General features: G+C 38.5%; 25 protein-coding genes. 14 read left to right on the top strand and 11 right to left on the bottom strand.

The window, feature by feature from the left end:
• Window positions 1–58 precede the first annotated feature (58 nt).
• Window positions 59–1,648, bottom strand: coding sequence for a PT dipeptide repeat lipoprotein (locus J655_RS17530; protein WP_032006543.1), 1,590 nt, complete (start codon window positions 1,646–1,648; stop codon window positions 59–61).
• A gap of 101 nt (window positions 1,649–1,749) precedes the next feature.
• On the opposite strand from J655_RS17530, the gene J655_RS17525 reads away from it, so the two are divergent.
• The 3 genes from J655_RS17525 (at window position 1,750) to J655_RS17515 (ending at window position 4,484) form a co-directional block, all read left to right on the top strand.
• Window positions 1,750–2,940, top strand: coding sequence for a cupin-like domain-containing protein (locus tag J655_RS17525; RefSeq protein WP_017400191.1), 1,191 nt, complete (start codon window positions 1,750–1,752; stop codon window positions 2,938–2,940).
• An 85-nt stretch (window positions 2,941–3,025) separates the two neighbouring features.
• A complete protein-coding gene (locus J655_RS17520) occupies window positions 3,026–3,835 on the top strand; it encodes a DUF6502 family protein (RefSeq protein ID WP_017400190.1) in 810 nt (269 codons plus the stop codon).
• A gap of 16 nt (window positions 3,836–3,851) precedes the next feature.
• Window positions 3,852–4,484 carry a hypothetical protein gene (locus tag J655_RS17515; RefSeq protein WP_078224265.1) on the top strand — a complete coding sequence of 211 codons (633 nt, stop codon included), beginning with the start codon at window positions 3,852–3,854 and terminating at the stop codon, window positions 4,482–4,484.
• Between the two features lie 43 nt (window positions 4,485–4,527).
• Here J655_RS17515 and J655_RS17510 read toward each other — a convergent pair whose 3' ends face one another.
• A complete protein-coding gene (locus J655_RS17510; protein WP_002116344.1) occupies window positions 4,528–4,908 on the bottom strand; it encodes a winged helix-turn-helix transcriptional regulator in 381 nt (126 codons plus the stop codon).
• A gap of 117 nt (window positions 4,909–5,025) precedes the next feature.
• On the opposite strand from J655_RS17510, the gene J655_RS17505 reads away from it, so the two are divergent.
• Window positions 5,026–5,586 carry a flavodoxin family protein gene (locus tag J655_RS17505; RefSeq protein ID WP_005064539.1) on the top strand — a complete coding sequence of 187 codons (561 nt, stop codon included), beginning with the start codon at window positions 5,026–5,028 and terminating at the stop codon, window positions 5,584–5,586.
• A gap of 47 nt (window positions 5,587–5,633) precedes the next feature.
• Here J655_RS17505 and J655_RS17500 read toward each other — a convergent pair whose 3' ends face one another.
• The 6 genes from J655_RS17500 to rpoD all read right to left on the bottom strand — a co-directional run bounded on the left by J655_RS17500 (window position 5,634) and on the right by rpoD (window position 12,217).
• Window positions 5,634–7,037, bottom strand: a complete 1,404-nt coding sequence (locus J655_RS17500) for an APC family permease (protein WP_005064540.1) — start codon at window positions 7,035–7,037, stop codon at window positions 5,634–5,636.
• A gap of 250 nt (window positions 7,038–7,287) precedes the next feature.
• Entirely contained in the window at window positions 7,288–8,472 is a 1,185-nt protein-coding gene (locus J655_RS17495; RefSeq protein WP_002116403.1) for an iron-containing alcohol dehydrogenase, read from the bottom strand.
• A 1-nt stretch (window position 8,473) separates the two neighbouring features.
• Window positions 8,474–9,007 carry a hypothetical protein gene (locus J655_RS17490; protein ID WP_005072911.1) on the bottom strand — a complete coding sequence of 178 codons (534 nt, stop codon included), beginning with the start codon at window positions 9,005–9,007 and terminating at the stop codon, window positions 8,474–8,476.
• An 81-nt stretch (window positions 9,008–9,088) separates the two neighbouring features.
• Window positions 9,089–9,742 carry a lipoyl(octanoyl) transferase LipB gene (gene lipB, locus J655_RS17485; protein WP_005064548.1) on the bottom strand — a complete coding sequence of 218 codons (654 nt, stop codon included), beginning with the start codon at window positions 9,740–9,742 and terminating at the stop codon, window positions 9,089–9,091.
• A 203-nt stretch (window positions 9,743–9,945) separates the two neighbouring features.
• Window positions 9,946–10,233: a YbeD family protein gene (locus J655_RS17480; protein WP_002116017.1), complete on the bottom strand. Its 288-nt coding sequence runs from the start codon at window positions 10,231–10,233 to the stop codon at window positions 9,946–9,948.
• A 97-nt stretch (window positions 10,234–10,330) separates the two neighbouring features.
• On the bottom strand, window positions 10,331–12,217 hold the full coding sequence (rpoD, locus tag J655_RS17475; RefSeq protein WP_002116414.1) for an RNA polymerase sigma factor RpoD: 1,887 nt from the start codon (window positions 12,215–12,217) through the stop codon (window positions 10,331–10,333).
• 358 nt (window positions 12,218–12,575) lie between these two features.
• Here rpoD and J655_RS17470 point away from each other — a divergent pair, with 358 nt between their 5' ends.
• Together J655_RS17470 and J655_RS17465 are read left to right on the top strand one after the other, a co-directional pair.
• On the top strand, window positions 12,576–12,782 hold the full coding sequence (locus tag J655_RS17470; RefSeq protein ID WP_002116495.1) for a PA3496 family putative envelope integrity protein: 207 nt from the start codon (window positions 12,576–12,578) through the stop codon (window positions 12,780–12,782).
• Between the two features lie 74 nt (window positions 12,783–12,856).
• Entirely contained in the window at window positions 12,857–13,381 is a 525-nt protein-coding gene (locus tag J655_RS17465; RefSeq protein WP_002116105.1) for a YecA family protein, read from the top strand.
• Window positions 13,382–13,504: 123 nt separating this feature from the next.
• Here the strand turns inward: J655_RS17465 and J655_RS17460 are convergent, their stop codons facing one another.
• Window positions 13,505–14,437 (bottom strand): rhodanese-related sulfurtransferase, encoded by a 933-nt coding sequence (locus J655_RS17460; RefSeq protein WP_005064553.1) that lies wholly within the window; start codon window positions 14,435–14,437, stop codon window positions 13,505–13,507.
• Between the two features lie 111 nt (window positions 14,438–14,548).
• On the opposite strand from J655_RS17460, the gene J655_RS17455 reads away from it, so the two are divergent.
• Window positions 14,549–15,034 (top strand): DUF1289 domain-containing protein, encoded by a 486-nt coding sequence (locus tag J655_RS17455; protein WP_005064555.1) that lies wholly within the window; start codon window positions 14,549–14,551, stop codon window positions 15,032–15,034.
• 73 nt (window positions 15,035–15,107) lie between these two features.
• On the opposite strand, the gene gltA is transcribed toward J655_RS17455, so the two are convergent.
• Together gltA and J655_RS24685 are read right to left on the bottom strand one after the other, a co-directional pair.
• Entirely contained in the window at window positions 15,108–16,382 is a 1,275-nt protein-coding gene (gene gltA, locus J655_RS17450; RefSeq protein ID WP_002116327.1) for a citrate synthase, read from the bottom strand.
• Between the two features lie 342 nt (window positions 16,383–16,724).
• Window positions 16,725–16,850, bottom strand: a complete 126-nt coding sequence (locus tag J655_RS24685; RefSeq protein ID WP_017400187.1) for a hypothetical protein — start codon at window positions 16,848–16,850, stop codon at window positions 16,725–16,727.
• Between the two features lie 474 nt (window positions 16,851–17,324).
• On the opposite strand from J655_RS24685, the gene sdhC reads away from it, so the two are divergent.
• From sdhC to odhB, 7 genes are all read left to right on the top strand, one after another.
• The gene (sdhC, locus tag J655_RS17445) at window positions 17,325–17,726 is read left to right on the top strand and encodes a succinate dehydrogenase, cytochrome b556 subunit (protein ID WP_075384165.1); all 402 of its coding nucleotides are present in this window, start codon (window positions 17,325–17,327) and stop codon (window positions 17,724–17,726) included.
• Entirely contained in the window at window positions 17,726–18,091 is a 366-nt protein-coding gene (gene sdhD, locus J655_RS17440) for a succinate dehydrogenase, hydrophobic membrane anchor protein (RefSeq protein ID WP_000833672.1), read from the top strand. The genes sdhC and sdhD overlap by 1 nt, the downstream gene beginning before the upstream one ends.
• Before the next feature lie 12 nt (window positions 18,092–18,103).
• The gene (sdhA, locus tag J655_RS17435; RefSeq protein ID WP_002116225.1) at window positions 18,104–19,939 is read left to right on the top strand and encodes a succinate dehydrogenase flavoprotein subunit; all 1,836 of its coding nucleotides are present in this window, start codon (window positions 18,104–18,106) and stop codon (window positions 19,937–19,939) included.
• Window positions 19,940–19,953: 14 nt separating this feature from the next.
• Complete coding sequence (locus J655_RS17430; RefSeq protein ID WP_002116292.1) at window positions 19,954–20,664, top strand: succinate dehydrogenase iron-sulfur subunit; 711 nt, start codon at window positions 19,954–19,956, stop codon at window positions 20,662–20,664.
• Window positions 20,665–20,947: 283 nt separating this feature from the next.
• A complete protein-coding gene (locus J655_RS0104625; RefSeq protein WP_002116082.1) occupies window positions 20,948–21,076 on the top strand; it encodes a hypothetical protein in 129 nt (42 codons plus the stop codon).
• A gap of 157 nt (window positions 21,077–21,233) precedes the next feature.
• A complete protein-coding gene (locus tag J655_RS17425) occupies window positions 21,234–24,074 on the top strand; it encodes a 2-oxoglutarate dehydrogenase E1 component (RefSeq protein WP_025466613.1) in 2,841 nt (946 codons plus the stop codon).
• A complete protein-coding gene (gene odhB / locus J655_RS17420) occupies window positions 24,074–25,270 on the top strand; it encodes a 2-oxoglutarate dehydrogenase complex dihydrolipoyllysine-residue succinyltransferase (protein ID WP_032006544.1) in 1,197 nt (398 codons plus the stop codon). The genes J655_RS17425 and odhB overlap by 1 nt, the downstream gene beginning before the upstream one ends.
• Window positions 25,271–25,291: the final 21 nt, after the last annotated feature.

Here is a 25,291-nt window from a genome sequence, read left to right as displayed (position 1 = left end):
TAATAGTTTTTAAATAAAAATAAGGCCACAGTTGTGGCCTTATTTGTTTTTAGATGTCTTATTTGGGGAAAACAACACCACTTGCTAAATCATAATTTGTTGGTGAGTTGGTATAGACCGATCCAAGTCGAACTGCAAAGAACCAGCCTAATGTACCTTGGTCTTGAATCCGATTTTCAAAAATATAAGGCTCATCTGTTTCGGATGCAGCATCTTCAATAAATACTTTATATTCAATAGGTCCTGTATTTTCACTGTCGCGCTCAAATAGATAACCATCAATATTAAAGAAGCCTAGGTTATTGTTCGCGTCGACTAATCTGTAACCTTCAGCTGCCTGTTCTTTAAGAAGTTTTTCAAGTTTAATTGCATCATCCTTGTTGAAAGGAATATGTTGTGGAACTTCAAAATAACGATATGCATAGGTTCCGTTATGGGTACTGCTATTTACGCAAGTAGGTACATAGAAGGTTCCATTCGTTGTGCCATTATTAGTGAATTCTGAGTTTGCGTAAATTAGCTTACAACCTTGTGCACCAAGTTCATTGAAGGCATTTAGAATACTTGTGCGAGAAGTGTTGGTTAAGAAGCGATTAGAATACGAATAGGTTGCAGGTTTCTTATCATTTTTCACAAATAAATATTTATCTGTATCAGATGTAACCTCGCCAAATGAAAGCTTATATATATAGCCTAAGCTACCTTGTTTATTTAACTCATTCACCCATAGTAAATAACGGTTTGCTACTGAATTAGTTTTAACATCAACTGTTTTATAGGTGTATGTGTCAGTGGATTTATTGTTTTTAACATATAAATTTTTATACAGCGCAAAGCTTCCATCCGGATTATCTAATCTTACAGATGGCGTGAGAAGAGCGTAGCCTTGGCGTCCTTGATCATTAAGTTGACTTAATACGTCTGCCCAAGATTCCTTATTATCTCCTAGTCTAAAACTTGCTGTTGCCAATACTTGAGTTGGCTTTTGCATGCTTGCTGGTGGAGTTGTTTTTGTGAAGCAGGTATTTGTGAGATCAAAGTTTGCTTGCTGCAAATAATTATGTATCGCATTTGGTTCATCTGTAGGAACTAGACAGAATTGGTTTGCATTTTTAAACCCTAAAATAGCTGGCTGTTTCTGCGTTAGCTTTCCTGCTACTACAAGCTGCCAATCTACTTTGTTATAGCTTGAGGTTTGTACTGTCTGAGGTGCTCCAATATTTGAAACCAGACTAAAATCTTCAGCTTGGCGGTAACTTGCAACAATGTTACCTGTACAGTTCGATTCATTCTCATAACGTACTGTTTCACTGGCAAATCGCACGCTGTTATCAGAAACCTTAATGACATTCATTTTTAGAGCAGAACCGTTAATACAACCTCCTTTGCCTGCTAACCAACTTCCAACAAAGCGATCCGCTACACTTGTTGGTGTTGGTGTTGGTGTTGGTGTTGGTGTTGGTGTTGGTGTTGGTGTTGGTGTTGGTGTTGGTGTTGGTGTTGGTGTTGGTGTTGGTGTTGGTGTTGGTGTCGGTGTCGGTGTCGGTGTCGGTGTCGGTGTCGGTTCCGAATCGTTATCATCAGATCCGCAACCACTTAAAGCTATAAAAATCAAAGCAATGCTGCTTCCTTTTAGTATGTTATTCATCACATGAACCCTTTTTTTATTAAAAATGTGAAAATTTAACATTTTTAAAATAGATCAATTATAATGCAGTTGTAAAGATCAAATTTGAAAAAAGGTTCAACATGGCAGCTTATAATCAAATTGAAATATTCGAACAAAGCCAAAAATGGTTTGACCAGTTGCCATTAGAGTGGAAAAACTGGCTTGAAGAAAACTTAGAAAAAGGGTGTGGAGTTGAACAATTAGTCGATGTATTAAAAGCAAATGGATTTGAACCAAAGTTTGAAATGAATGATTTGAAATTTCAGACTTTATTGGATCATGATCAAGAGTGGATAATTGAACAAGTTTTAAATGAGGTAACGTCTTCGGAAATTATAAAAATATTAATAGAGCAGGGGCATGATGGTTTAAAAGTAAAAGAATATTTAAATAATTTAGAAAATAATAAGTTATATAAAATTTTGAAGAAAAAGCATCATCAACTTAAAAAACGTGAATGGTTAATAGAAACTGTAGATCAATTAGCACAGCTAAACTCTGACTATAGTAAAGAAATTCCTTCAATTACTGCTCCACGGTTCTCTGGTTTTATAAAGGATTACTATAGTCAACATCGCCCTGTGATTTTAAAAAAAGGAATAGAACATTGGCCAGCTTTGCACAAATGGTCTCCGCAATATTTTGCTTCTAAATTTGGCCATCATTTAGTTGAGGTTCAGATGAATAGAAATTTAGATGAACAGTTTGAAAGACATTCTCCATCATTAAAACAAAAAATGAAGATGGCAGAGTTTGTATCAAAAGTTATGTCAGTTGATGCTAGTAACGATTTTTATATGACTGCAAATAATGCATCAAATAGTCATCAGATGCTTCAAGAATTATTTTCAGATATAGATGATTTTGCAGATGGTTACTGTGATTTGGCTTTAAAGGATGACCGTAGTTTTTTATGGTTTGGACCTAAAGGAACATTTACACCTTTACATCATGATTTAACGAATAATATGTTAGTTCAAATTTATGGGAGCAAAAAAGTAACTTTAATTCCTGCATTGCAAGTTCCTCATCTATATAACGATCATTGGGTATTTAGTGAGTTGAGTGATACAAATAAAATTGATTTTGAAAAATATCCTTTAGCAAAATCAATTACTCCTGTTGAATGTATTTTGAATGCAGGGGAAGCTCTATTCATCCCGATTGGTTGGTGGCATAGCGTAGAAAGTTTGGATGTCTCAATTAGTATTTCTTTTACCCATTTTAATGCACCAAATCATTATGTAGATCGGTTTCCCAAAGAGGTCTAAGAATGAAAATTGCATCTTAAACCGTTCAGTGTGACAATTGCTCGGCCCATACTGTTTTTCAAATATGAAGGAAAATTGTTACTCTATGACCACACTCCAAACGAACAATGCAGAACTTAATCAAAAGCAGGTATTAATGTTAATGGAATACCTGACGCAATGGTTAATTCGTTCAGGAGTGGGATATAACGACTTTGTAACTGCTTTAAAACCTGTTTTCTATCAACAGGCTTTAAGTGAGCTAGAGCGTATAGAGCAAAAGCCAACTGATTCAGCAGTCAGTTTACTTTCAGGGTTACATCGCAAAGACGTAAATGCATTTAAAAAGGCAATGCAGGCTGGACAGCCTTTAACAGAGGCCAAAGTAGCAGAGCCAGTAAGTGTTCCTGCTCGGGTGATTGGTTTGTGGCTTGCAGAGGGATTGGCAGAAAAAATTCCATTTGTAAGTAATGATCAGGTTAGTTTTGAAAATTTAGTAAAGAAATTCTCAACTGAAAAGCATCCAAGATCTATTTTGAATGAACTCGAACGCCTAAATATTGTGAAAGAAGAAGATGGCCTTGTGATGTTGCAGCAGCGTAGTTTTATGCCTGATGTTGAGCAATTCGAGGTTCGAAAATTATTAACAAATAACTTAGAAGCACATTTAGCTGCAGGAGTTCATAATTTATTTCAGCCCGAAAAAGAACCCTATTTAGAACAAGCAATTTTTGCTGATGAACTAACAGATGAATCGATCACTATACTTAAAGAAGCAAGTTTACGTTTATGGGAAGATTTATCACTACAAGTACTTAAATTAGCTATTGAACGTTGTGCACTCGATGAAGGAAAAGAGGGTGCAACAAAAACTTTCCGTTTCGGAGCTTATCAATATGACGAAAACAACTTATAAAAAATTAATAATATCCATGAGCTTCATTTTGACAGGTGGTCTTTTAACCGCTTGTGGAGAGGATTTATTCGCAGGTGGTGCAAGTTTAGGGGGATCAGGATATCCGACTAAACCTGGTAAACCGGGTGATTTTGAAACACCGGCCGATGGAGAGAAAGGCGACTCAAAAGATAATGAAATTTGGTTGCCTGCACCCGTTGAAGATGGCTGTAATGGCTTACATCGCAAACTACAGTTTCTCAATAATGTAACGCGGGAACCCATAGAAAAAGAAACTGTTTTTAAATATGCACAGCAGTTAACTCTAAACGGTACTCTGGCTTTGCAGATTACTCAAACTAATAAGGGATTAGAGAAAATACAAGAAAAACAACCTGCATGTTATGTACCTTTAGAACTCTATTTACTTGGAAACATGAAGCGCTCTTATCCAGAAAATGAGTGTAAAGAGACTCAAACTTACGAATATCTGCCAGGTGAAACCAAAACTTTTATTGTCAATTATCCAGCATTTGACGTCATGAATGGTACTTGGAAATATGGTCTAGAAAGCAACTATTTGAAGAATGATCAAGAGTTAAAGCAATGTGAACCTTTAACTATCCAATTTAAAATAAGTGCACCACCTGAGCCGATTAAAATTAATTAAGTTGAGCCACTCATGAGCGATAAAATTTTAAAGGAAGTATGAGTTAAGCTTGCTCTAGCACTTTTTCATCATAAGTCATTTGGGCTGCTAAAACCTGTTCAATATTGGTTTCGGCCCATTCCTTTAATTGGAACGCCATTGAAGCGACATTTTGTCCCAGTGAAGTTAGTGAGTAATCAACACGAATAGGAGACGTATTCTGAATTTTACGCTCAATAAAACCATCTCTTTCCAGCATTTTTAACTTCTGTGATAAGACTTTAGGCGAAATACCTTGAATATTCTTTTTGAGCAAGTTGAAGTGCTGAGTTTCCTCTTCAAGCACATTTAAAATTAATAAAACCCACTTATCTGCAATTTTTTCAAAAAATAAACGAGCAGGGCAATGTTGTTGAAAAACATTATATTTTAGACATTCATTCATACTATTTACCTACTAATTTCTTAAAAAATTACCATAGTTACCAGTTAGTAACTAATTGACACCTAGTTTCTAAAATATATCATAAAGTGGAATTTAATAAAACAAAGGTTTGCTCCCATGTCTAACTCTAATATCGCGGTTGTATATTTCTCTGGTTATGGCCATACCAAAGTAGTGGCTGAAACGTTTGCAAACGAAATTAATGCTCAGCTCATCCAAATTGATCAAGAAGGTAATATTACTGAGCAAGATTGGCAGACATTAAATGATGCGAAGGGGATTGTTTTTGGTGCTCCGACTTATATGGGTACAGCACCATGGCAGTTTAAAAAGTTTGCTGATGCAACTTCAAAAGTTTGGTTTACACGTGGTTGGCAAGATAAAGTATTTGCAGGCTTTACAAACAGCGCGAGCTTAAATGGGGATAAGCAGGTTACGCTTATTCAATTACAGACTTTAGCATCGCAACATGGTGGAATTTGGGTGAGCCTTGGTTTATTACCAGCGAATACAAAAGATGCAACACGTGAAGATGTAAATAACTTAGGTGGTTCAGTTGGACTTTTAGTTCAATCACCTTCTGATGCAAGTGTAGAGGAAGTCCCTGCTGGAGACCTTGAAACAGCGAAACTCTATGCTCAACGTGTACAAAATATTGTGAACAAAATTTTTGGTTAATTTGACCATAAAAAAGGCGCTTTAAGCGCCTTTTTTATGAGGGATGGTTATTCATGTTCATTATGTTGAGGTGCTTGATATTTAAAACCTTTAGTTTTATAACCTAGGTATAAAATACCGAACATTGCCCACCATAATCCATATTTCAAGGCTGTCTCTTCAATCTCAAGCCATAGAGCGAAAATACTGAAGAAGCCAAGAAGTGGAATAATTACAAAGTTAAAAATATCTTTGAAATTCTTTGTGCGGCCATCACGTAAAGCATAGCGTGAAATCACTGATAAATTAACAAATGTGAATGCAGTTAACGCACCAAAGCTAATCATTGAAATGACAATATCTAAGCTCATGAAACCTGCTGCTAGTGCTACAACACCAACAATAAGAATATTGTATGAAGGCGTATAGTTCTTTGGACTAACATGACCAAAGATTTTTTTATTGATTACACCATCACGTCCCATTGCATACATTAAGCGCGATACACCTGCATGAGCTGAAATACCAGATGCCATGACAGTAATAATTGCAAAAGCAAGAACGTATGATTGAAATAATGAACCACCTACAAGTAATAAAATGTCTGGCTGTGTTGCTGCAACATCTTCAAAGTAGTTTTTAGGATCATGTGGGAAGTAAATTTGCATGAAGTAAGTACTGATGACAAAGATTACACCAGCGATAAGTGCTGTTAAGAAAATCGCTTTAGGTAATGTTTTCTCAGTGTCTTTTGTTTCTTCTGCTAAAGAACTTAAAGAGTCGAATCCAGTAAACGAGAAGCAAAGTAATGTTGCACCAGTGACTAATGCCCCTACGGATGTCAACTCATTCCAGAAAGGCTCTAAGCTCCATAACTGATAACGGGTTGCTTCTGTAATTGGACCTTCTGCATTATAGCCCATTTGTAATTTGCTATAGACTAGATAAGTAAATATGCCGATCACGAGTAATTGTACAAATACAATCAGGCTATTAAAATTAGCAACAAAGCGTGCGCCACGTAAGTTAATACCAGTCATGAAAGCGGTTAATACAATTACCCATACCCAATGATTGACTGTAGGAAATAATGCATCAAGATAAATACCAGCCAAAATAATATTGACCATTGGTGAAAGCAAATAATCTAACCAAGATGACCAACCCACCATAAAACCAACATTAGGGTGAATTGATTTTTGTGCATAGGTATAAGCTGAACCTGAAGATGGATAGCGCTTAATCATATGTCCATAACTAATCGATGTTAGCAAAATGGCAATTAATGCAAAAATGTACGAAGTTGGAACATGGTAATGACTTTCTTCGGAAACTAGACCGAATGTGTCAAATAATGTCATTGGCTGAATATAGGCTAAACCAATAATAATAATATGCCAAAGACCTAGCGTTTTTCGTAGCTTAACTACAGACGGAGTCCCAGAGATAGTTGTCAACGGCGTTATCCTCATAATCGTTGATCAAGGATCAGCTTGGTGTTAAGGATCGTTTGAGACGAACGATCCCCCCTACAGAAAAAGATAAAGTGCGCCAATCTATCCTAAATTGATGCAAATTGTCAGTACTTTCATCGATTTTTTAGCAAATTTTTTGCCATATTTACAAATAAAATGATGAATATAGATTCACATCTATAAAAAAGGTCCTGATTTTATATAAAAATCAGGACCTTATGGGGGATTTTTGATTTAACTTATCTTATTACCATGCCTTTTGTAAAATATCGCGGATATCTTTTAGGCTTGCTTCTTTAGGATTGTAAATAATTGAGCCGTCATTTAGTGCTTTTTCTGCAACTTCATCGAGCTGTGCTTCAGTTACTTTGCCAGTTTCACGTAAAGTACGTGGTAACTTGGTTAAGGTAAATAAACGATCACGCATCGCTAAAATTGTTGCAATCGCTCTGTCTGCACGTTGAGTTGCTGGAGTTTGTGCATAGATATCAGCACCAGCTAATGGCAATAGTAATTCACCAATTTTCTGGCCATTTACCTGCTTATTATATTCAAGGACATATGGTAAGAATAAATTCATACATAAACCGTGAGGCAGGTGAGCAACAGCACCTAAAGCATGACCTAAAGAATGTACAAGGCCTACCATTGAGTTAGAGAATGCAATACCTGCCATTGTAGAGGCTTGTGCTAGTTCTAAACGACCTTGTGAGTCATTTGGGTTTTCTAGGACATTAAATAGGTTTTCACTAATCTTTTTAATTCCAGCACTTGCATAAGCATCGCTAAGTGGATTGGCAGCCATACATGTATAGGCTTCAACACAATGTGTTAAGGCATCCATACCTGTCATTGCAGTTAAATGAGGTGGCAATGTAAGTGTCATGCGCGGATCTAAAATCGCTGCATGTGGCATTAAGTAATAAGAGGCAAATGCCAATTTAACATTCTTTTGCGTATCTGAAACCACGGCAACCATAGTCACTTCAGATCCCGTACCTGATGTAGTCGGAATTACGAAAAATGGTTTTAATGGTTTTGGTAGGTTGTGTGCACCAGAATATTGAAGTAAGTCATCTCCACCTTCAGACACTAAAATGTTAGTTGCTTTAGAAGTATCGATAACTGAACCACCGCCTACAGCAATAATCGCATCGCATTTATTCTTGCGATAAGCTTCTGCGGCAAGACGAACGACTTCTAAACTTGAGTCTGGTGGAACATCATCAAACACATGACCAATGACAGCATCAGTCGTACTGAACGCAGCTTCAATCGGGTTGAGTAGGCCATTTGCGCGCACACCTTTATCTGTAATGATGAGCGGACGTTTTGCACCTAAAGTCGCAAGTTCAAACGGAATATGTTCTAACGCAGCATTACCGGCAATGACTTTTACAGGACAAAAGAATTCGTAATATGGTTTAGCCATGTTATGCGCTCCGCTTGAAATAGGACTTAGCTACTTTTAAGTAAATATTTGCAGCTTCGTTGAATTTTTCTTTTAGGGTGAGTTCGGTTGGGTATTCTTTGACTGCAAGAGACGCAACCAATTTAGGTAAAATGAGAGATTCCATTTTATTTAGACAGCGTACTAAGCGAATGGCAGCAGATACATCGCCATCAGCAATCATTCGGTCATTAGCAAATGCTTGGGCAGTACTTTCTTGAAAAGAAAATACTAAAAAGGCATGAGTTACATGTTTGAATGTAATAGTTAAGTCTGGCTTTCTTTCAGCTCTTTTGAGTAGCTCTAACTGTTTGTCTTCTGTGACTCGAGCAAAAAATGCTGGTCCATTTGGGAAAACATTCATTGAAAGTACAAAGTGAACAGGAAATTTAGATACTTCCTCTTGTATTTCAGTGTCCACTTGACTTGCCATGACTAAGCCACGACCAACAACATCCATCATGAGCTTAACGTAGGCAAGTTGCAGAGTAGGCTTTACAGCTTTTGTCGAAATCACTCGCGTATCCCTTGTTAAAATTATGCAAAAGCAAATTTAGAGTAATTACTCTAATCCATTTTTATTTCATCGCAAAGCGATTTATTCAGTTTTGACTTCTGGGTCATTAAAGTATCCAGTGTTCTTAATATACTCAATAAAGTCTTGGCAAAGTTGAGTGAATGATGGATAAGGAGTCACCAAATCTTGTATACGCACCATTTCTAAACCAGCGTAGCCACAAGGATTGATCGTCTGGAACCCATCTAGGGCACAGTCCAGATTTAGCGCTAACCCATGGTAGCTACGACCACGACGAATTTTAAAACCTAAGGAACCAATCTTACGGCCATCGACATATACTCCTGGAGCATCAGGCTTAGCATACGCTTCAATTCCGTATTTTTTTAAAACATCTATCATGAATTGTTCAGCAAAACTGACCAATGTTCGTACGTTCCATTTTAGACGATTAAGATCAAACATGAAGTAAGCAACAAGTTGACCAGGTCCATGCCAAGTCACTTGTCCACCACGGTCAGTTTGCACTACAGGAATATCTGATGAAATTAGGATGTGTTCAGGTTTACCAGCTTGACCTTGAGTTAAAACATTATGATGTTGAAGTAACCATAACTCATCAGGCGTATCTTGATCTCGCTCATTTGTTAAGAGTTTCATGGTTTCAAACTTGCTTTGATAATCTTGTAAATCGTTCCATTGCCGAATGATTAAGTTAGGTTTATCAAGGCTCATCACAATCTCTTCCTATAATTAGTTTATGCGGCGCCCAGTTAATATCTACTAGATAAAAGCCGAAAATCTTGTAATTTTAAAGGATTTTATAAAAGGAATTCTAAATATTTGTAAGGTTTTTCGTGGTAGGAAGTTTTTAAAATTTCCAAAAAAAATACCACAGTAAGAATGCCTGACTGTGGTATTGATTGAAGAACTTAAAATTAAAGCGCAGTTCTAATCTGCGGACAAGCAGCCAAGTCAGCATAAAGTGCATGAACTTGTTCCAATTCTTCAAAGCGCAATTGTGCTGTTAAAGAATGATACTTGCCGGTGCGAGATTCTTGAACTTTTAATGTTGAGTGGTCGAAGTCTGGAAAATGTTTTACCAAAATATCGACTACAGCAACACGTAATTCTTCACCCGCATCGCCAATAAGTTTAATTGGATAATCCATCGGAAATACCCAAAGATGTTCTTGTAGTTCGCGAGATGGAGTGCGGTCTAACATAAGTTACCTCATGATTTGAAACGCCTGCATTATCGCAGGCGTTTATAGCTCTTTCTATTAAATGGGGCTTGGTTTTGAAATTTCAAGCTTTCAAAACTTAGTCATTTTCCAAGAAAGAACGTAAATGTTCAGAACGAGAAGGGTGGCGTAATTTACGCAATGCTTTCGCTTCAATCTGACGGATACGTTCACGCGTTACATCAAATTGTTTGCCAACTTCTTCAAGTGTGTGATCGGTTGGCATATCAATACCAAAACGCATCTTCAATACTTTTGCTTCACGTTCAGTTAAGTTTTCCAATACTTCACGAGTTGCTTCTTTTAAGCCTTCTGAAGTCGCAGCATCAATTGGAGAAGTGATGTTTTGATCTTCAATGAAATCCCCAAGATGTGAATCTTCATCATCACCAATAGGTGTTTCCATCGAAATCGGTTCTTTAGCAATTTTAAGTACTTTACGAACCTTAACTTCATCCATTTCTAAACGTTCACCTAATTCTTCAGGTGTTGGTTCACGGCCCATTTCTTGTAACAATTGACGAGATACACGGTTGATCTTGTTAATTGTTTCAATCATGTGTACTGGAATACGAATTGTACGAGCCTGATCGGCAATCGAACGAGTAATCGCCTGACGAATCCACCAAGTTGCATAAGTCGAGAATTTATAACCACGACGGTATTCAAACTTGTCTACAGCTTTCATCAAACCAATGTTCCCTTCTTGAATCAAGTCAAGGAACTGTAAACCACGGTTGGTATATTTCTTCGCAATTGAAATTACCAAACGGAGGTTGGCTTCTACCATTTCTTTCTTAGCGCGACGTGCTTTCGCTTCGCCAATCGCCATACGTTTAGAGATATCTTTAATTTCAGCAACGCTTAAACTAAGCTCTTTCTCAATATCTGCAATCTTTTGTTGGAATGCTAAAACATCTGGACGAACTTTTTCTAAATGTGCCTTGATTTCAGCAGGTGCTTTAGCAATTTGTTCATCTAACCAAGCTGGATTAGATTCCTGTTTAGGGAAAGATGTACGGAATTGAGTACGATCCATACGGCCACGACGTACTGCATAACGCATGATTTCACGTTCATTGGCACGAATTTGCTCATGTGTACCACGAATCATTTCAGAGATGATGTCAAATAAACGTGGTGTAAATTTAAACATCATGAACACAGTAGCTAAAGCTTCTAAAGCTTCTTCAGCCTCTGGACTGTTACGACCATGTTTTTCAACAACAGCTTTTGTTTTAGCCCAAGCAGCTTCTAGTTCAGTAAAACGAACTTTTGCAACCTCAGGGTCTGGACCTGAATCGCCTTCAGAGTCATCATCACCTTCAGACTCTTCTTCTTCATCGTCATCATCAAGCTTAACTTCTTTCGTTGATTTTGAAGATGATTCGTCTTCTTCTTCAAGTTCTTCAACTTCTTCTAAAACTTCTGGAATATCTTCATCGGTTTCAGGATCGAGGTAGCCTGATAAAATATCTGCAAGACGGCGTTCGCCAGTTAAAAAATCATTATATTCTTTTAATACAACTTCAACAGCATTTGGCCAGTAAGCAATTGAATTAAGGACATCACGGATACCTTCTTCAATACGTTTGGCAATGCTGATTTCACCTTCACGGGTTAATAGTTCAACTGTACCCATTTCACGCATGTACATACGTACAGGGTCTGTCGTACGTCCAGGCTCATTTTCAACCGATGCAAGTACGGCAGCAGCTTCTTCTTCAGCAACCTCATCAGTTGCGTCAGCCGACTCACCGAACATGGTATCGTCAGATTCAGGTGCACGCTCGTGTACAGGAATACCAACGTCTTGAAGCATTTGAATAATGTCTTCAATCTGTTCGCTTTCAGTAATCGAGTCCGGCAGATGATCGTTAACCTCAGCGTAAGTTAAGTAACCTTGTTCTTTGCCTCGGCTAATCAGAGCCGCTACTTGAGAAGTAGGGGAATGCATATCGCTCATCTTTGCTTACTCTTTGTTGAATCTGTGGCAGTGAAAAACCGTGCATGATAGCACAATTTGCTTGAAATGTTTTGGCTTTGATCAGTAACCGTTAAATAAAAAATATCTTTGAATTCACGTCTGTTTTTTGAATATTGGGATAAAATCATTTTTTTCAAGCTTAAATCATCGAAAAAATCATAGAATTTTTTTTTGATCAAAAAAATAGTTCAGCTTTATAAATACACAATTTTTTGGGCGAAAAAAAGTACAAATATGCAGTTTAATGAAAAAAATATAAATAAAACTTGACACGATTTAATAACCAAGATAAATAGCGGCTAGACCCATTCACATTTTTTCATTAGAGGTAGTTTTAGTGTCTTCTACAGATTTTGAATTAGATGATAACTACGGTGATGATGATGATGTCGGTTTTGATGAGTCATCAGGCAAAATCACTGCGAAAGAATCATTAGAAAAACGTAGATTAATTGATGATCTATTGGCTCAACGCCGTTTAGAGCGTGAGTTAAAAGATTTTGATTACGATTTAGACGATGATGATCTTGATGATGAAGACTAATCAAATCTGAATAGGGCATCGTCAGCTTAGATGCTATGCTATCGTAGATTTCTTTTTTATAGTCAGGTAACACAATGAGTGCGTTAGATTTAGACCAATTAAGTGAATATCTAGATGGAGACCACAATGAGTATGGTCTGGATTTCGCTGCAACTCATGGTTTTCTGTGTGCAATTGCAGTAGGCCCTCAGTTCGATCGTTGGTTAGATGAATTGTTTGATAATAACCATAAAAAAGTTCCTGCCGAAATTATTCAGCAGATCAAAGCGTGGTTAGAGTCAATTCGACAAGACTTAGCAAATGAAAATGGAATTGAATTTCCGTTTGAAATTGAGGAAGCGGATGTTGAGTCTAGCTTAGGCGACTGGAGTGTTGGATTTGTTGATGCGATGTTCTTAAATGAAGATGCATGGTTTGCACCTGAATATGAAGAACAATTAATTGATTTAACTTTACCAATGATGGTATTTAGTGGAATTGATGAAGAAGATCCACAGATGGAATCTTTCCGTCGTAATGGACAGTTAATGGATGAACTGGCAGAAGAAATCCCAGATAATTTGAATGAATTATACTTGATGTATCATACGCCAAATTAATTTATTAGAAGAAATAATAAATAACGTCCTTTCTAGGGCGTTTTTTATTGTAAAAAAATTAGTGGAATAAATAAAAAAGGGCAGTTAGAAATCTAAATGCCCTTTAAAAACTATATTATAGTTTTATAGGCGTTTACGCTTTGCAGCAGCAATTTGTGATTGGCGCATACGGAAACCAGCTTTTTGCTTTTCTGTGGTCTTGTCGATGCAATAAACGCAAGAAACACCGTGTTCATAACTTGGTAGAGCAGACTCTTCAGGAGTTAAAGGCCAACCACAAGCATGACATTTAATATTCACGCCTTCCTCTACCCCATGAGTTACAGCAGTGCGTCCGTCAAATACGAAACATTCACCTTCCCATAAGCTTTCATCAGCAGGGGTTTCTTCTAGGTACTTAAGGATACCGCCTTTAAGATGGTAAACCTCTTTAAATCCTTCTTGAAGAAGTAAAGAAGTTGATTTTTCACAGCGAATACCACCAGTACAGAACATCGCAATTTTTTTGTCTTTATGTTGCTCTAATTCTTTCTTGACGTATTCTGGAAACTCACGGAATGTTTCAGTTTTAGGGTCAATTGCGCCCTTAAATGTACCCGCTTTATATTCGTAATCGTTACGTGTGTCGATTAAAATTACATCATCACGTGCGATTAAATCATTCCACTCTTTAGGATCAAGGTAGTGACCGACTAAGTCACGAGGTTTAACCTCAACACCTAAAGTCACAATTTCTTCTTTAAGTTTAATTTTCATTTTGCGGAAAGGTTTGTCAGAACTATGGGATTCTTTGTATTCCATAGCGCCAAAGCCTTCATTGAGCAAAAACTGATGTAGTGTATCAATTGCTACGCGATCACCAGCAACAGTACCATTAATTCCTTCACCTGCTACAATCAGAGTTCCACAGAGGTTAATTGTTTTCACTAAGTCTAATAAACGTTGTTGAAGATCGGCAGGATCTTGAACTTCTTTAAATTGATATAGTGCTGCAACAACCCAACCTGCGGTCGCTTGCTGTTCTACAGGTGCAAGCTGTTCTACAGTAGCGTTCATGGAAAACTCCAAATGTATTAAGATAGAAATTTAAGGCGCATATTTTAGCGCGAAAATTAGTAATAAGCGAGAAAACCATAAAAAGTATATGGTTTATTTAAGGAGTTTGTTTTGAGTAATGATCATCGAACGCTCTCTCTCACCCCATGTGCAGGGCGTTGTTCAACAGTTTTTGGTGATCAGGTTTGTCGTGGTTGTCGCCGTTTTAACCACGAGGTGATTCAATGGAACACTTATACGGCAGAGCAGCGTTTAGCTGTATGGAAGCGTTTAGATGATCAATTGAATCAAATCTTAGTGCCGATGCTGCCTCATGCGGACTTACAGCATGTTGAGGGCTTTATTTTAAGTAAGCGTGTTCGGTTAATGGAAGGGGCGAGCCAGGGTCGTAAGCTTTACCATGCCTTAAAAATATGTGAAAAGAATAAACATCTAGCACACGAGAGTGGTTTGGGTATTTCGGAGTCTCAAGTCAAAACAATATGGGTTGAGTTTGAAAGACGTGTTTTAGCGTTGGCTAAAGCGAGCTATGAGTTGGCTTGGTTGCGAGCAGATGGAATTAGCCATCACTTGTTAACTATGTATGAAGAAGAATAAGTCTAGAGTAGAAAAGACGGAAATAAAAAAGCTGCCAGAAGGCAGCTTTTTTTTATTAATTTTCTTTCGAATATTAACGTTTGATGTCGCGTTGAGTTTCACCAGTATAAAGCTGACGAGGACGACCGATTTTGTAAGGGCCGCTGTGCATTTCTAACCAGTGGCTGATCCAACCAACTGTACGAGCAAGAGCGAAGATTACAGTAAACATTTCTGTTGGGATACCAATCGCTTTAAGGATGATACCTGAGTAGAAGTCTACGTTAGGGTAAAGTTTACGCTCAACGAAGTACGGGTCGTTCAATGCGATACGCTCAAGTTCCATAGCAAGTGCTAATTGAGGATCGTTGATACCTAAAGCTTCAAGAACTTCGTCACAAGTTTGCTTCATTACTTTAGCACGTGGGTCGAAGTTTTTGTAAACGCGGTGACCGAAGCCCATAAGCTTAACTTCTTTGCGTTTAACTTTTTCCATGAACTCTGCAACGTTTTCAACGCTACCGATTTCATCAAGCATCTTAAGAACTGCTTCGTTTGCACCACCGTGAGCAGGGCCCCAAAGTGCAGAGATACCAGCAGAGATACATGCATACGGGTTTGCACCAGTAGAGCCAGCAAGACGTACTGTAGATGTAGACGCGTTTTGTTCATGGTCAGCATGAAGCGTGAAAATACGATCCATTGCGCGAGCAAGAACAGGATTAACCTTGTAATCTCGGTCAGCAGGAGTAGCAAACATCATGTGCAAGAAGTTTTCCGCATAACTTAAATCGTTACGTGGATAGATGAATGGTTGACCTACTGTATATTTGTAACTCCAAGCAGCAAGCGTTGGAATTTTTGCAATTAAGCGAATTGCAGTGATTTCACGGTGATTGATGTCTTCAATATCTAGGTTGTTATGATAGAACGCAGATAATGCACCTACAACACCAACCATGATTGCCATTGGGTGAGCGTCACGACGGAAACCATTGAAGAAACGGCTAACTTGATCATGAACCATAGTGTGAGCACGAACTTTCGTATCAAACTCAACTTTTTGCTCAGCAGTTGGGAGCTCGCCATTTAATAATAAATAACAAGTTTCAAGATAGTCTGCTTGAGTTGCTAACTGGTCAATTGGGTAACCGCGGTGTAATAAAATACCTTTGTCACCATCAATGAAAGTAATTTTAGATTCGCATGCGGCTGTCGCCATAAAACCAGGATCGAAAGTAAAATGACCTTCTTTCAGTATGCTGCTGACATCAATTACATCTGGACCTAAAGTGCCACTGTAGATTGGTAAACCAATTTCTTTGCCATCAAGATGTAATACGGCTTTTTTGCCATTTGCTTCAGACATTCAATAGATCTCCTGTCCTGGTGAATGTTGATCTGACTCGAAATCCTAATGTTCTCATGTGCGAATCAGACGGTGTCAAAATTTGCTATAAGATTAGTGAGTACTGAAATTTTGTCAATTATACTTATGGATAAAAAATGACGTTCCCACAGAGAGTTAGTCATCAAGACCCGAGCAAAAAAGTCAGTAAAATCACTGCATCGGGATGGTATAATAAGTCAATTCAACAAGAACGTGCAGAAAAAAATGAAGGATGAGTACAATTGTAAGCAAATTTATAAATTGCAATTTAGAATAATAAGGCGGTAGAAAATGCCAATCTGCTTAAAAAAATCATAAAACTCATGGTGTAATTTCAAATTTATACTCAAAAAAAATTGTATTTTTATTTAGTTGTAACAAAGAATATTGTTCTTTTTTTAAGTTTAATTGTATAAAAAATAGCTTATCAGACGAGTTTAAAATCATAAGAACTGTTTTTTAATGAAATTCACTTTCGAAAAATTAGTGTAGATCGCTTAATATCTATGTGAAATATAAGTCTGTTCACTTATTTAAAATATGGCTCACATTGAAAATAGGAGGGTATTGCGATCATTTTTCTATTGATATGAGGAATTTATAACTTTATCTTTAGTCTAAAATCGGCTTATTTAAAAGAAATTTCAGAAAAAATGAAATTAAATAAAAAGTTATTTTAAACAAGGATATGGTGTGTATAGGTATAGTTTTTTTATTGACCTAATAATGTAATATTGTTTTGAATGATTCTTATTTAATGGTTTTTTGCTGAAATGGCAAAGTGGATTGTTTGTATTTTGATACTTCGCGTTTTATAATTCAGTGTCGTTTATAGGTTAGGCATGAGCTGTGCTTGCCTAACAATGCCAGCTTTCCTTGGAATTAATTCAACAAACTCCGGTCGGAGTTTCTACCTACAGGATGCCCGCTGTGAAAAGCAACAGACCTGTCAATTTGTCCATGGGTCAGGTGTTAGCGGTAAATTTACGCTCACCCGTGGCTATTGCATCAATTTTACACCGTTTATCAGGTGTCATCGTTTTCTTATTAGTACCAGTTCTCTTATGGATTCTAGATAAATCATTATCTTCACCAGAAGGATTTGACTACGTTAAAAATGTCGTTTTTGGAAATATCCTTGTACGTTTCGTTGTTTGGGTATTTGCAGCCGGCTTGATATTCCACTTTATTGCTGGAGTTAAGCACTTACTTGCAGATTTAGGTTTTGCTGAAGAACTGCAAAGTGGTCGTATTGCAGCGACAATTTCATTGATCTTATCTGTGGTAGCCATTATCGCAGCCTTTGTATGGATTATGTTCTAATGAAAAGTGCTACAGGTTTAACTGGTTCAGGTTCTCGTGATTGGTTTATCCAGCGTGTAAGTGCGGTTGTATTAGCAGCTTATACTGTTGTTCTTTTTGGTTGGATTCTCTGCAAAGGTGGATTTGACTATCAACAGTGGGCTGGCTTCATGATGACATTACCAATGAAGATTTTTTCTTTATTGGCAATTTTATCGCTTATCGCACACGCATGGATTGGTATGTGGCAAGTTTTCACTGACTATGTCACTACTCGTCAAATGGGTCCTTCAGCGAAAGGTTTACGCCTTGTACTGACGACGGCTGTCATTATTGCAGTGTTTGTGTACGCAATCTGGGGTATCCAGATTTTCTGGGCGAATTGATAGGAAGATATCATGGGCGCGATAACCCCTAAAGAAGATTATTCAAATATTCAAAACCTCACTTTCGATGCAGTTATCGTTGGTGGTGGTGGTTCTGGTATGCGTGCTTCTTACCAACTTGCTCAAGCAGGTTTGAAAGTTGCAGTACTTACTAAAGTTTTCCCAACACGTTCACATACAGTTGCTGCTCAGGGCGGTATCGGTGCGTCGTTAGGTAACATGCAAGAAGATAACTGGCATTTCCACTTTTACGATACGGTAAAAGGTTCTGACTGGTTAGGTGACCAAGACGCAATTGAATTTATGTGTCGTGAAGCACCAAAAGTTGTGTATGAACTTGAACACATGGGTATGCCGTTTGACCGTAACGCTGATGGTACAATTTACCAGCGTCCGTTCGGTGGCCACTCTGCGAACTATGGTGATAAACCAGTTCCACGTGCTTGTGCTGCTGCTGACCGTACTGGTCACGCATTATTACACACGCTTTATCAAAGCAACGTGAAAATGGGTACTCAGTTCTTCGTTGAATGGATCGCGCTTGATTTGATCCGTAACGAAGCAGGTGATGTTCTTGGTGTAACAGCTATTGACCAAGAAACTGGTAATATCGCAGTATTCCAAGCAAAAGCGACATTATTTGCGACCGGTGGTGCTGGTCGTGTTTACCGTGCATCAACAAATGCTTATATCAATACTGGTGACGGTCTTGGTATGGCTGCTCGTGCTGGTATTCCATTACAAGATATGGAATTCTGGCAATTCCACCCTACGGGTGTTGCGGGCGCAGGCGTATTGTTAACTGAAGGTTGTCGTGGTGAAGGTGCAATCCTTCGTAACAAAGACGGCGAACCGTTCATGGAACGTTACGCACCAACTTTAAAAGACTTGGCTCCACGTGACTTCGTATCACGTTCTATGGACCAAGAAATTAAAGAGGGTCGTGGTTGTGGTCCAAAAGGTGATTATATCTTACTAGATATGACTCACTTGGGCGCTGACACAATCATGAAGCGTTTACCATCTGTATTTGAGATTGGTAAAAAATTCGCGAACGTTGACATTACTAAAGAACCAATTCCTGTAGTACCAACAATCCATTATCAAATGGGTGGTATTCCTACAAATATGCATGGTCAAGTGTGCTTACCTGAAGCAGGTACAGACAATTACACTAAACCTGTAAAAGGTTTCTATGCAATTGGTGAATGTTCTTGTGTATCAGTACATGGTGCAAACCGTTTAGGTACTAACTCACTTCTTGACTTGGTTGTATTTGGTAAAGCTGCTGGTGAGCACATTATCGACTACGTAACTAAGCATCATGGTGATGAATATGCACCACTTCCAACAAACGTATTAGAGCAAACTTTAGATCGCGTACGTAAATTGGATGAATCAACTTCTGGCGAAAATGCACAAGAAGTTGCTGATGCGATTCGTGATATCGTTCAAGACCACGCTGGTGTATTCCGTACTCAAGCTTTGCTTGATAAAGGTGTTAAAGAGATTCTTGCTCTTGAGCCACGTGTGCGCAACATTCATTTGAAAGATAAATCTAAAGTATTTAACACTGCACGTGTTGAAGCGCTTGAAGTTGAAAACTTATATGAAGTTGCAAAAGCTACATTAATTTCAGCTGCTGCGCGTAAAGAGTGTCGTGGTGCGCATACTGTAGTTGACTATGAATTGCCAGCTGATCACCCAACTTATTCATACGGTCGCCGTGATGATGAGTGGATGAAGCATACTTTATGGTATTCATCAGACAATCGTTTGGAATATAAGCCTGTGCGCTTCAAACCGTTGACTGTTGATGCAATTCCACCAGCACCACGTACATTCTAATCGGGAGTATAAAGATGAGTAGAGGTACTCGTACATTCGAAATCTACCGCTATGATCCTGATAAGGATAAAGCGCCGTACATGCAAACTTTCAAGCTTGAATTGACTGATAAGCACCGTATGTTGCTTGATGCATTACTTGCTTTGAAGGTTCAAGATGAATCATTAACGTTCCGTCGTTCATGCCGTGAAGGTATTTGTGGTTCGGATGGTGTAAACATTAATGGTAAAAATGGTTTGGCTTGTTTATGGAATTTAAATGACCTGCCTGAGAAAATTGTAATTCGTCCATTACCAGGTTTGCCGGTTGTTAAAGATTTGGTTGTTGATATGAACCAATTCTATGATCAATATGACAAAATTCAGCCATTCTTGATCAATAACCAACCAGCTCCACCTAAAGAGCGTTTACAGTCTCCTGAAGAGCGTGAACACTTAAATGGTTTGTATGAATGTATTCTTTGTGCGTGTTGTTCAACTTCATGCCCATCATTCTGGTGGAACCCTGATAAATTCTTGGGTCCTTCAGCATTGTTAAATGCATACCGTTTTATCATCGACTCTCGTGATACTGCTACTGCAGACCGTTTGGCTCGTCTTGACGATCCATTCAGTTTGTTCCGTTGTAAAGGTATTATGAACTGTGTGTCAGTATGTCCTAAAGGTCTAAACCCTACTAAAGCAATCGGTCACATCCGTAACATGCTATTAGATCAAGCGGGTTAATTCTGCACAAATAGAAAACGCGCATCCTTGATGTGCGTTTTTTTTTAATTTTATAATGTAAACTTTAGACTTTGGTCGAAAAGAGCGAGGATTTTATATATTGCACCATATATTAAAAGATAAAATCGCTTATGTATTTCGCCAATTTATAGGTGGTATGTGTCAAAAAAATCAATCGTTGTTTAAGAACATGATACGATTTGCCACAAAGTTATAGGTGAAAAAAGCGTATACTAGTGAAATTAATTTAAGTAGCACGATCTTAGATCTGTGCTTAATTTTTATGGTTAAAGTCATTTTAGAAAAGTTAATTTTAAAGTTAATTTTTCTAAAAAGATTTGCAAAAAATTGCTCGGTTTTAATCGAGTATAAGGTGAGTGATGATGCCATTGAGGGCGTTGTGATTCATTAATTACCTATGGAGTTTTCTCTCTAGGTAGTATGACGCCCCATGGTCTTAGAGACCTGTTGGGTAAGTAATGCCTTTTTTACCAATTTGGCATTATGCATCATGGGTGTGCTTAAAAGGCAGCCTGTAATATTTTTTGCAATAGGAAATGGGTCCACAAATGCAAGAAGTTGCTGACGCATTGCGTCTTGACACTGAACTTTCCGCTGATAGTGCAGCGTATATTGAAGAACTTTACGAGCAGTACCTGACTTCCCCAACCTCTGTAGCTGAGGACTGGCGCCAATATTTCGATAAATATCCAAAGGGTGACCAACCACACAGCGCTGTGCGTGAGCAATTCCTATTACTAGGACGTAATGCTAATCGTGTTCAACCTGTTGTACAAAGTACTGTAAGTACTGAGCATGAGCGTCGTCAAATTGGCGTTTTACAACTTATTGCTGCTTATCGTAATCGCGGACATCAAAAAGCTAAATTAGATCCATTAGGTCTTGCTAAGCGTGAAGAGATTCCAGATTTAGATCTTTCAGCTCACGGTTTAACCAAATCAGATTTAGACACTGTATTCAATACCGGCAATCTTGAAATCGGCAAAAGCGAAGCAACGCTTGCTGAAATGATTGAAGCAATGGAATCAATCTATTGTGGTTCGATTGGTGTTGAATACATGCATATCGTGGACACAAAAGAAAAACGTTGGATTCAACAACGTCTTGAAAGTGCCCGTGGTAAATTCAATTACACAAATGATCAAAAGAAAGGCTTCTTAGAGCGTTTAACTGCTGCTGAAGGTCTTGAAAAATATCTTGGTAATAAATACGTCGGTGCTAAACGCTTTGGTGTTGAGGGCGGCGAATCTTTTATTCCTATGGTAAACGAGATTATTCAGCGTGCTGGTGCTGTAGGTTGTAAAGAAGTTGTTATTGGTATGCCACACCGTGGCCGTTTAAACCTTCTTGTGAATATTATGGGTAAAAACCCTGCGGACTTATTTGGTGAGTTCGAAGGTAAATCAATTCATAAAAAAGGTTCTGGCGACGTTAAATACCACCAAGGTTTCTCAAGTAATGTAATGACTCCAGGTGGCGAAGTTCACTTGGCATTAGCATTTAACCCATCTCACTTGGAAATTGTTGGTCCTGTAGTTGAAGGTTCTGTACGTGCACGTCAAGTACGTCGTAGAGACATTGGCGGTGATGACGTTTTACCAGTTATTGTTCATGGTGATGCGGCATTTGCAGGTCAGGGCGTGAACATGGAAACCTTCCAGATGTCACAAACTCGTGGCTATACGGTTGGCGGTACAGTTCATATTATTGTGAACAACCAAGTAGGTTTCACAACTTCTGATCCTCGTGACGCACGTTCTACAGAATACTGTACAGACGTTGCTAAAATGATTCAGGCGCCAATTTTCCATGTAAATGGCGATGATCCTGAAGCTGTTATCTTTGCTACTCAATTAGCACATGATTTCCGTCACGAATTCCGTAAAGATGTTGTTATCGATTTGTTCTGTTATCGTCGTCGTGGCCATAACGAAGCAGATGAGCCATCTGGTACACAGCCATTGATGTATCAAGTAATTGCGAAGAAAGCGACTACTCGTACACTTTATGCTGATCAACTTGTTCAAGAGAAAGTACTTGATCGTGCTGAAGCAGACCAAATGGTTGAAGATTACCGTTCTGATCTAGAAGCGGGCAATCATGTAGCAAATGCATTGATTCTTGAACCAAATACCAAAATGTTTGTTGACTGGACTCCATATTTGGGCCATGACTACACAGACGATTGGGATACTTCATTTGACTTAAATCGCTTAAAAGAATTAGGCGAGGGCATGAGCAAACTTCCTGAAGGGTTTGTAATGCAGCGTCAGGTTCAAAAAGTAATTGAAGACCGCGTAAAAATGCAAACTGGTGAAACTCCATTAAACTGGGGTGCAGCAGAAACTTTAGCTTATGCAACTTTATTAGATGAAGATTATCTAGTTCGTATTACTGGTGAAGACGTGGGTCGTGGTACCTTCTCACACCGTCATGCGAAATTGCATAACCAAGCTGATGGTTCAACTTACATTCCACTTTGTCATGTGAAAGAGAACCAACCACGTTTTGCGATTTATGACTCTCTTTTATCTGAAGAAGCAGTTCTTGCATTCGAATATGGTTACGCAACTACAATTCCTAAGAGCTTGATTATTTGGGAAGCACAATTTGGTGACTTCGTAAACTGTGCTCAAGTTGTGATTGACCAGTTTATTGCTTCTGGTGAGACTAAGTGGGAACGTGTTTGTGGTTTAACAATGTTGTTACCACACGGTTTCGAAGGTCAAGGCCCAGAACACTCATCAGCTCGTTTAGAACGTTTCTTACAGTTATGTGCTGAAGACAACATGCAAGTGATCACTCCAACGACACCTGCACAGATTTTCCATGCATTACGTCGTCAAGCTGTACGCCCAATTCGTAAGCCATTGATTGTAATGTCACCGAAATCTTTACTTCGTCATAAACTTGCGACTTCTACTTTAGAAGAGCTTGCAAATGGTTCATTCCAAACTGTAATTGATGAAATCGATCAAATTAACAAGTCAGATGTAACTCGTCTTGTACTTTGTGGCGGTAAAGTTTATTACGACTTACTTGAAAAACGTCGTGAACAAAACTTAACTAATGTTGCAATCGTACGTATTGAACAGTTGTATCCATACCCAGAGCAACGTCTTGCGGAAATCTTGGCTGCTTATCCAAATGTGAAAGAACTCGTTTGGGCACAAGAAGAGCCGAAGAACCAAGGCGCATGGTTATTTATTGCACCGCGTTTATATGACGATATCTTAAAATCTGGCAAACAAATCCGTATCAGTTTTGCAGGTCGTGAAGCTTCTGCTGCACCAGCTTGTGGCTCACCGTACTTGCATGCAAAACAACAAGCTCAGCTAATTAATGATGCATTGGCAATCGAAGCTGAACAATCAGGAGATTCTCAATAATGGCAACCGAAATTAAAGCACCGGTATTCCCAGAGTCTGTTGCAGATGGCACCATCGCAACTTGGCATAAAAAGGTGGGTGAACCTGTATCACGTGATGAAGTAATCTGTGATATTGAAACCGACAAAGTTGTTTTAGAAGTTGTTGCTCCTGCTGATGGTAGCTTAGTTGCAATCATTAAAGATGAAGGCGATACAGTTCTTTCTGACGAAGTTATTGCTCAATTTGAAGCTGGTGCTGGTGCAGCAGCGGCTGCTCCTGCAGCAGTAGAGCAAGCAGTTGCTCAAACTCAAGCTGGTGCAGCGCCTGTTGTTGAGCGTACAGAAACTGTATCTGATCAAGCTCCTGCAGTTCGTAAAGCATTAACTGAATCTGGTATTGCTGCTGCTGACGTACAAGGTACTGGTCGTGGTGGTCGTATCACTAAAGAAGATGTTGCAAACCATCAAGCTAAACCAGCTGCTAACGTTACTCCGTTAAGTGTGGCTGTTGGTGAGCGTATCGAAAAACGCGTTCCAATGACTCGTTTACGTAAGCGTGTAGCTGAGCGTCTTCTTGCTGCAACTCAAGAAACAGCAATGTTAACTACATTCAACGAAGTTAACATGAAGCCAATCATGGAATTGCGTAAGCAATATAAAGATGCTTTTGAAAAACGTCATGGCGCTCGTTTAGGCTTCATGTCATTCTTCGTTAAAGCAGCAACTGAAGCGCTTAAACGCTACCCAGCTGTAAACGCTTCAATTGATGGCGACGATATCGTTTATCACGGTTACTACGACATCGGTGTTGCAGTATCTTCTGATCGTGGTCTTGTTGTACCAGTATTACGTGATACTGATCGTATGAGCTATGCAGAAGTTGAATCTGGTATTGGTGTATATGCTGCTAAAGCACGTGATGGTAAATTATCTATCGAAGAAATGACTGGTGGTACTTTCACAATCACTAACGGTGGTACTTTCGGTTCATTACTTTCAACTCCAATTTTGAATCAGCCACAAACTGGTATCTTGGGTATGCACAAAATCCAAGAGCGTCCTATGGCTGTAAATGGTCAAGTTGAAATCTTGCCAATGATGTATTTAGCACTTTCTTATGACCACCGTATGATCGATGGTAAAGAAGCTGTAGGTTTCTTGGTAGCAATCAAAGAGTTGTTAGAAGAGCCAGCTAAACTCATCCTTGATCTTTAATTTCTTCGAATAATATTACCG

Origin of the sequence: Acinetobacter sp. 1294243 (assembly GCF_000588015.1) — a bacterium.
GTDB classification, from domain to species: Bacteria; Pseudomonadota; Gammaproteobacteria; order Pseudomonadales; family Moraxellaceae; genus Acinetobacter; species Acinetobacter pittii.
The sequence above is the reverse complement of the archived record's forward strand: the minus strand, read 5'-3'. Positions and strand labels throughout refer to the sequence as shown.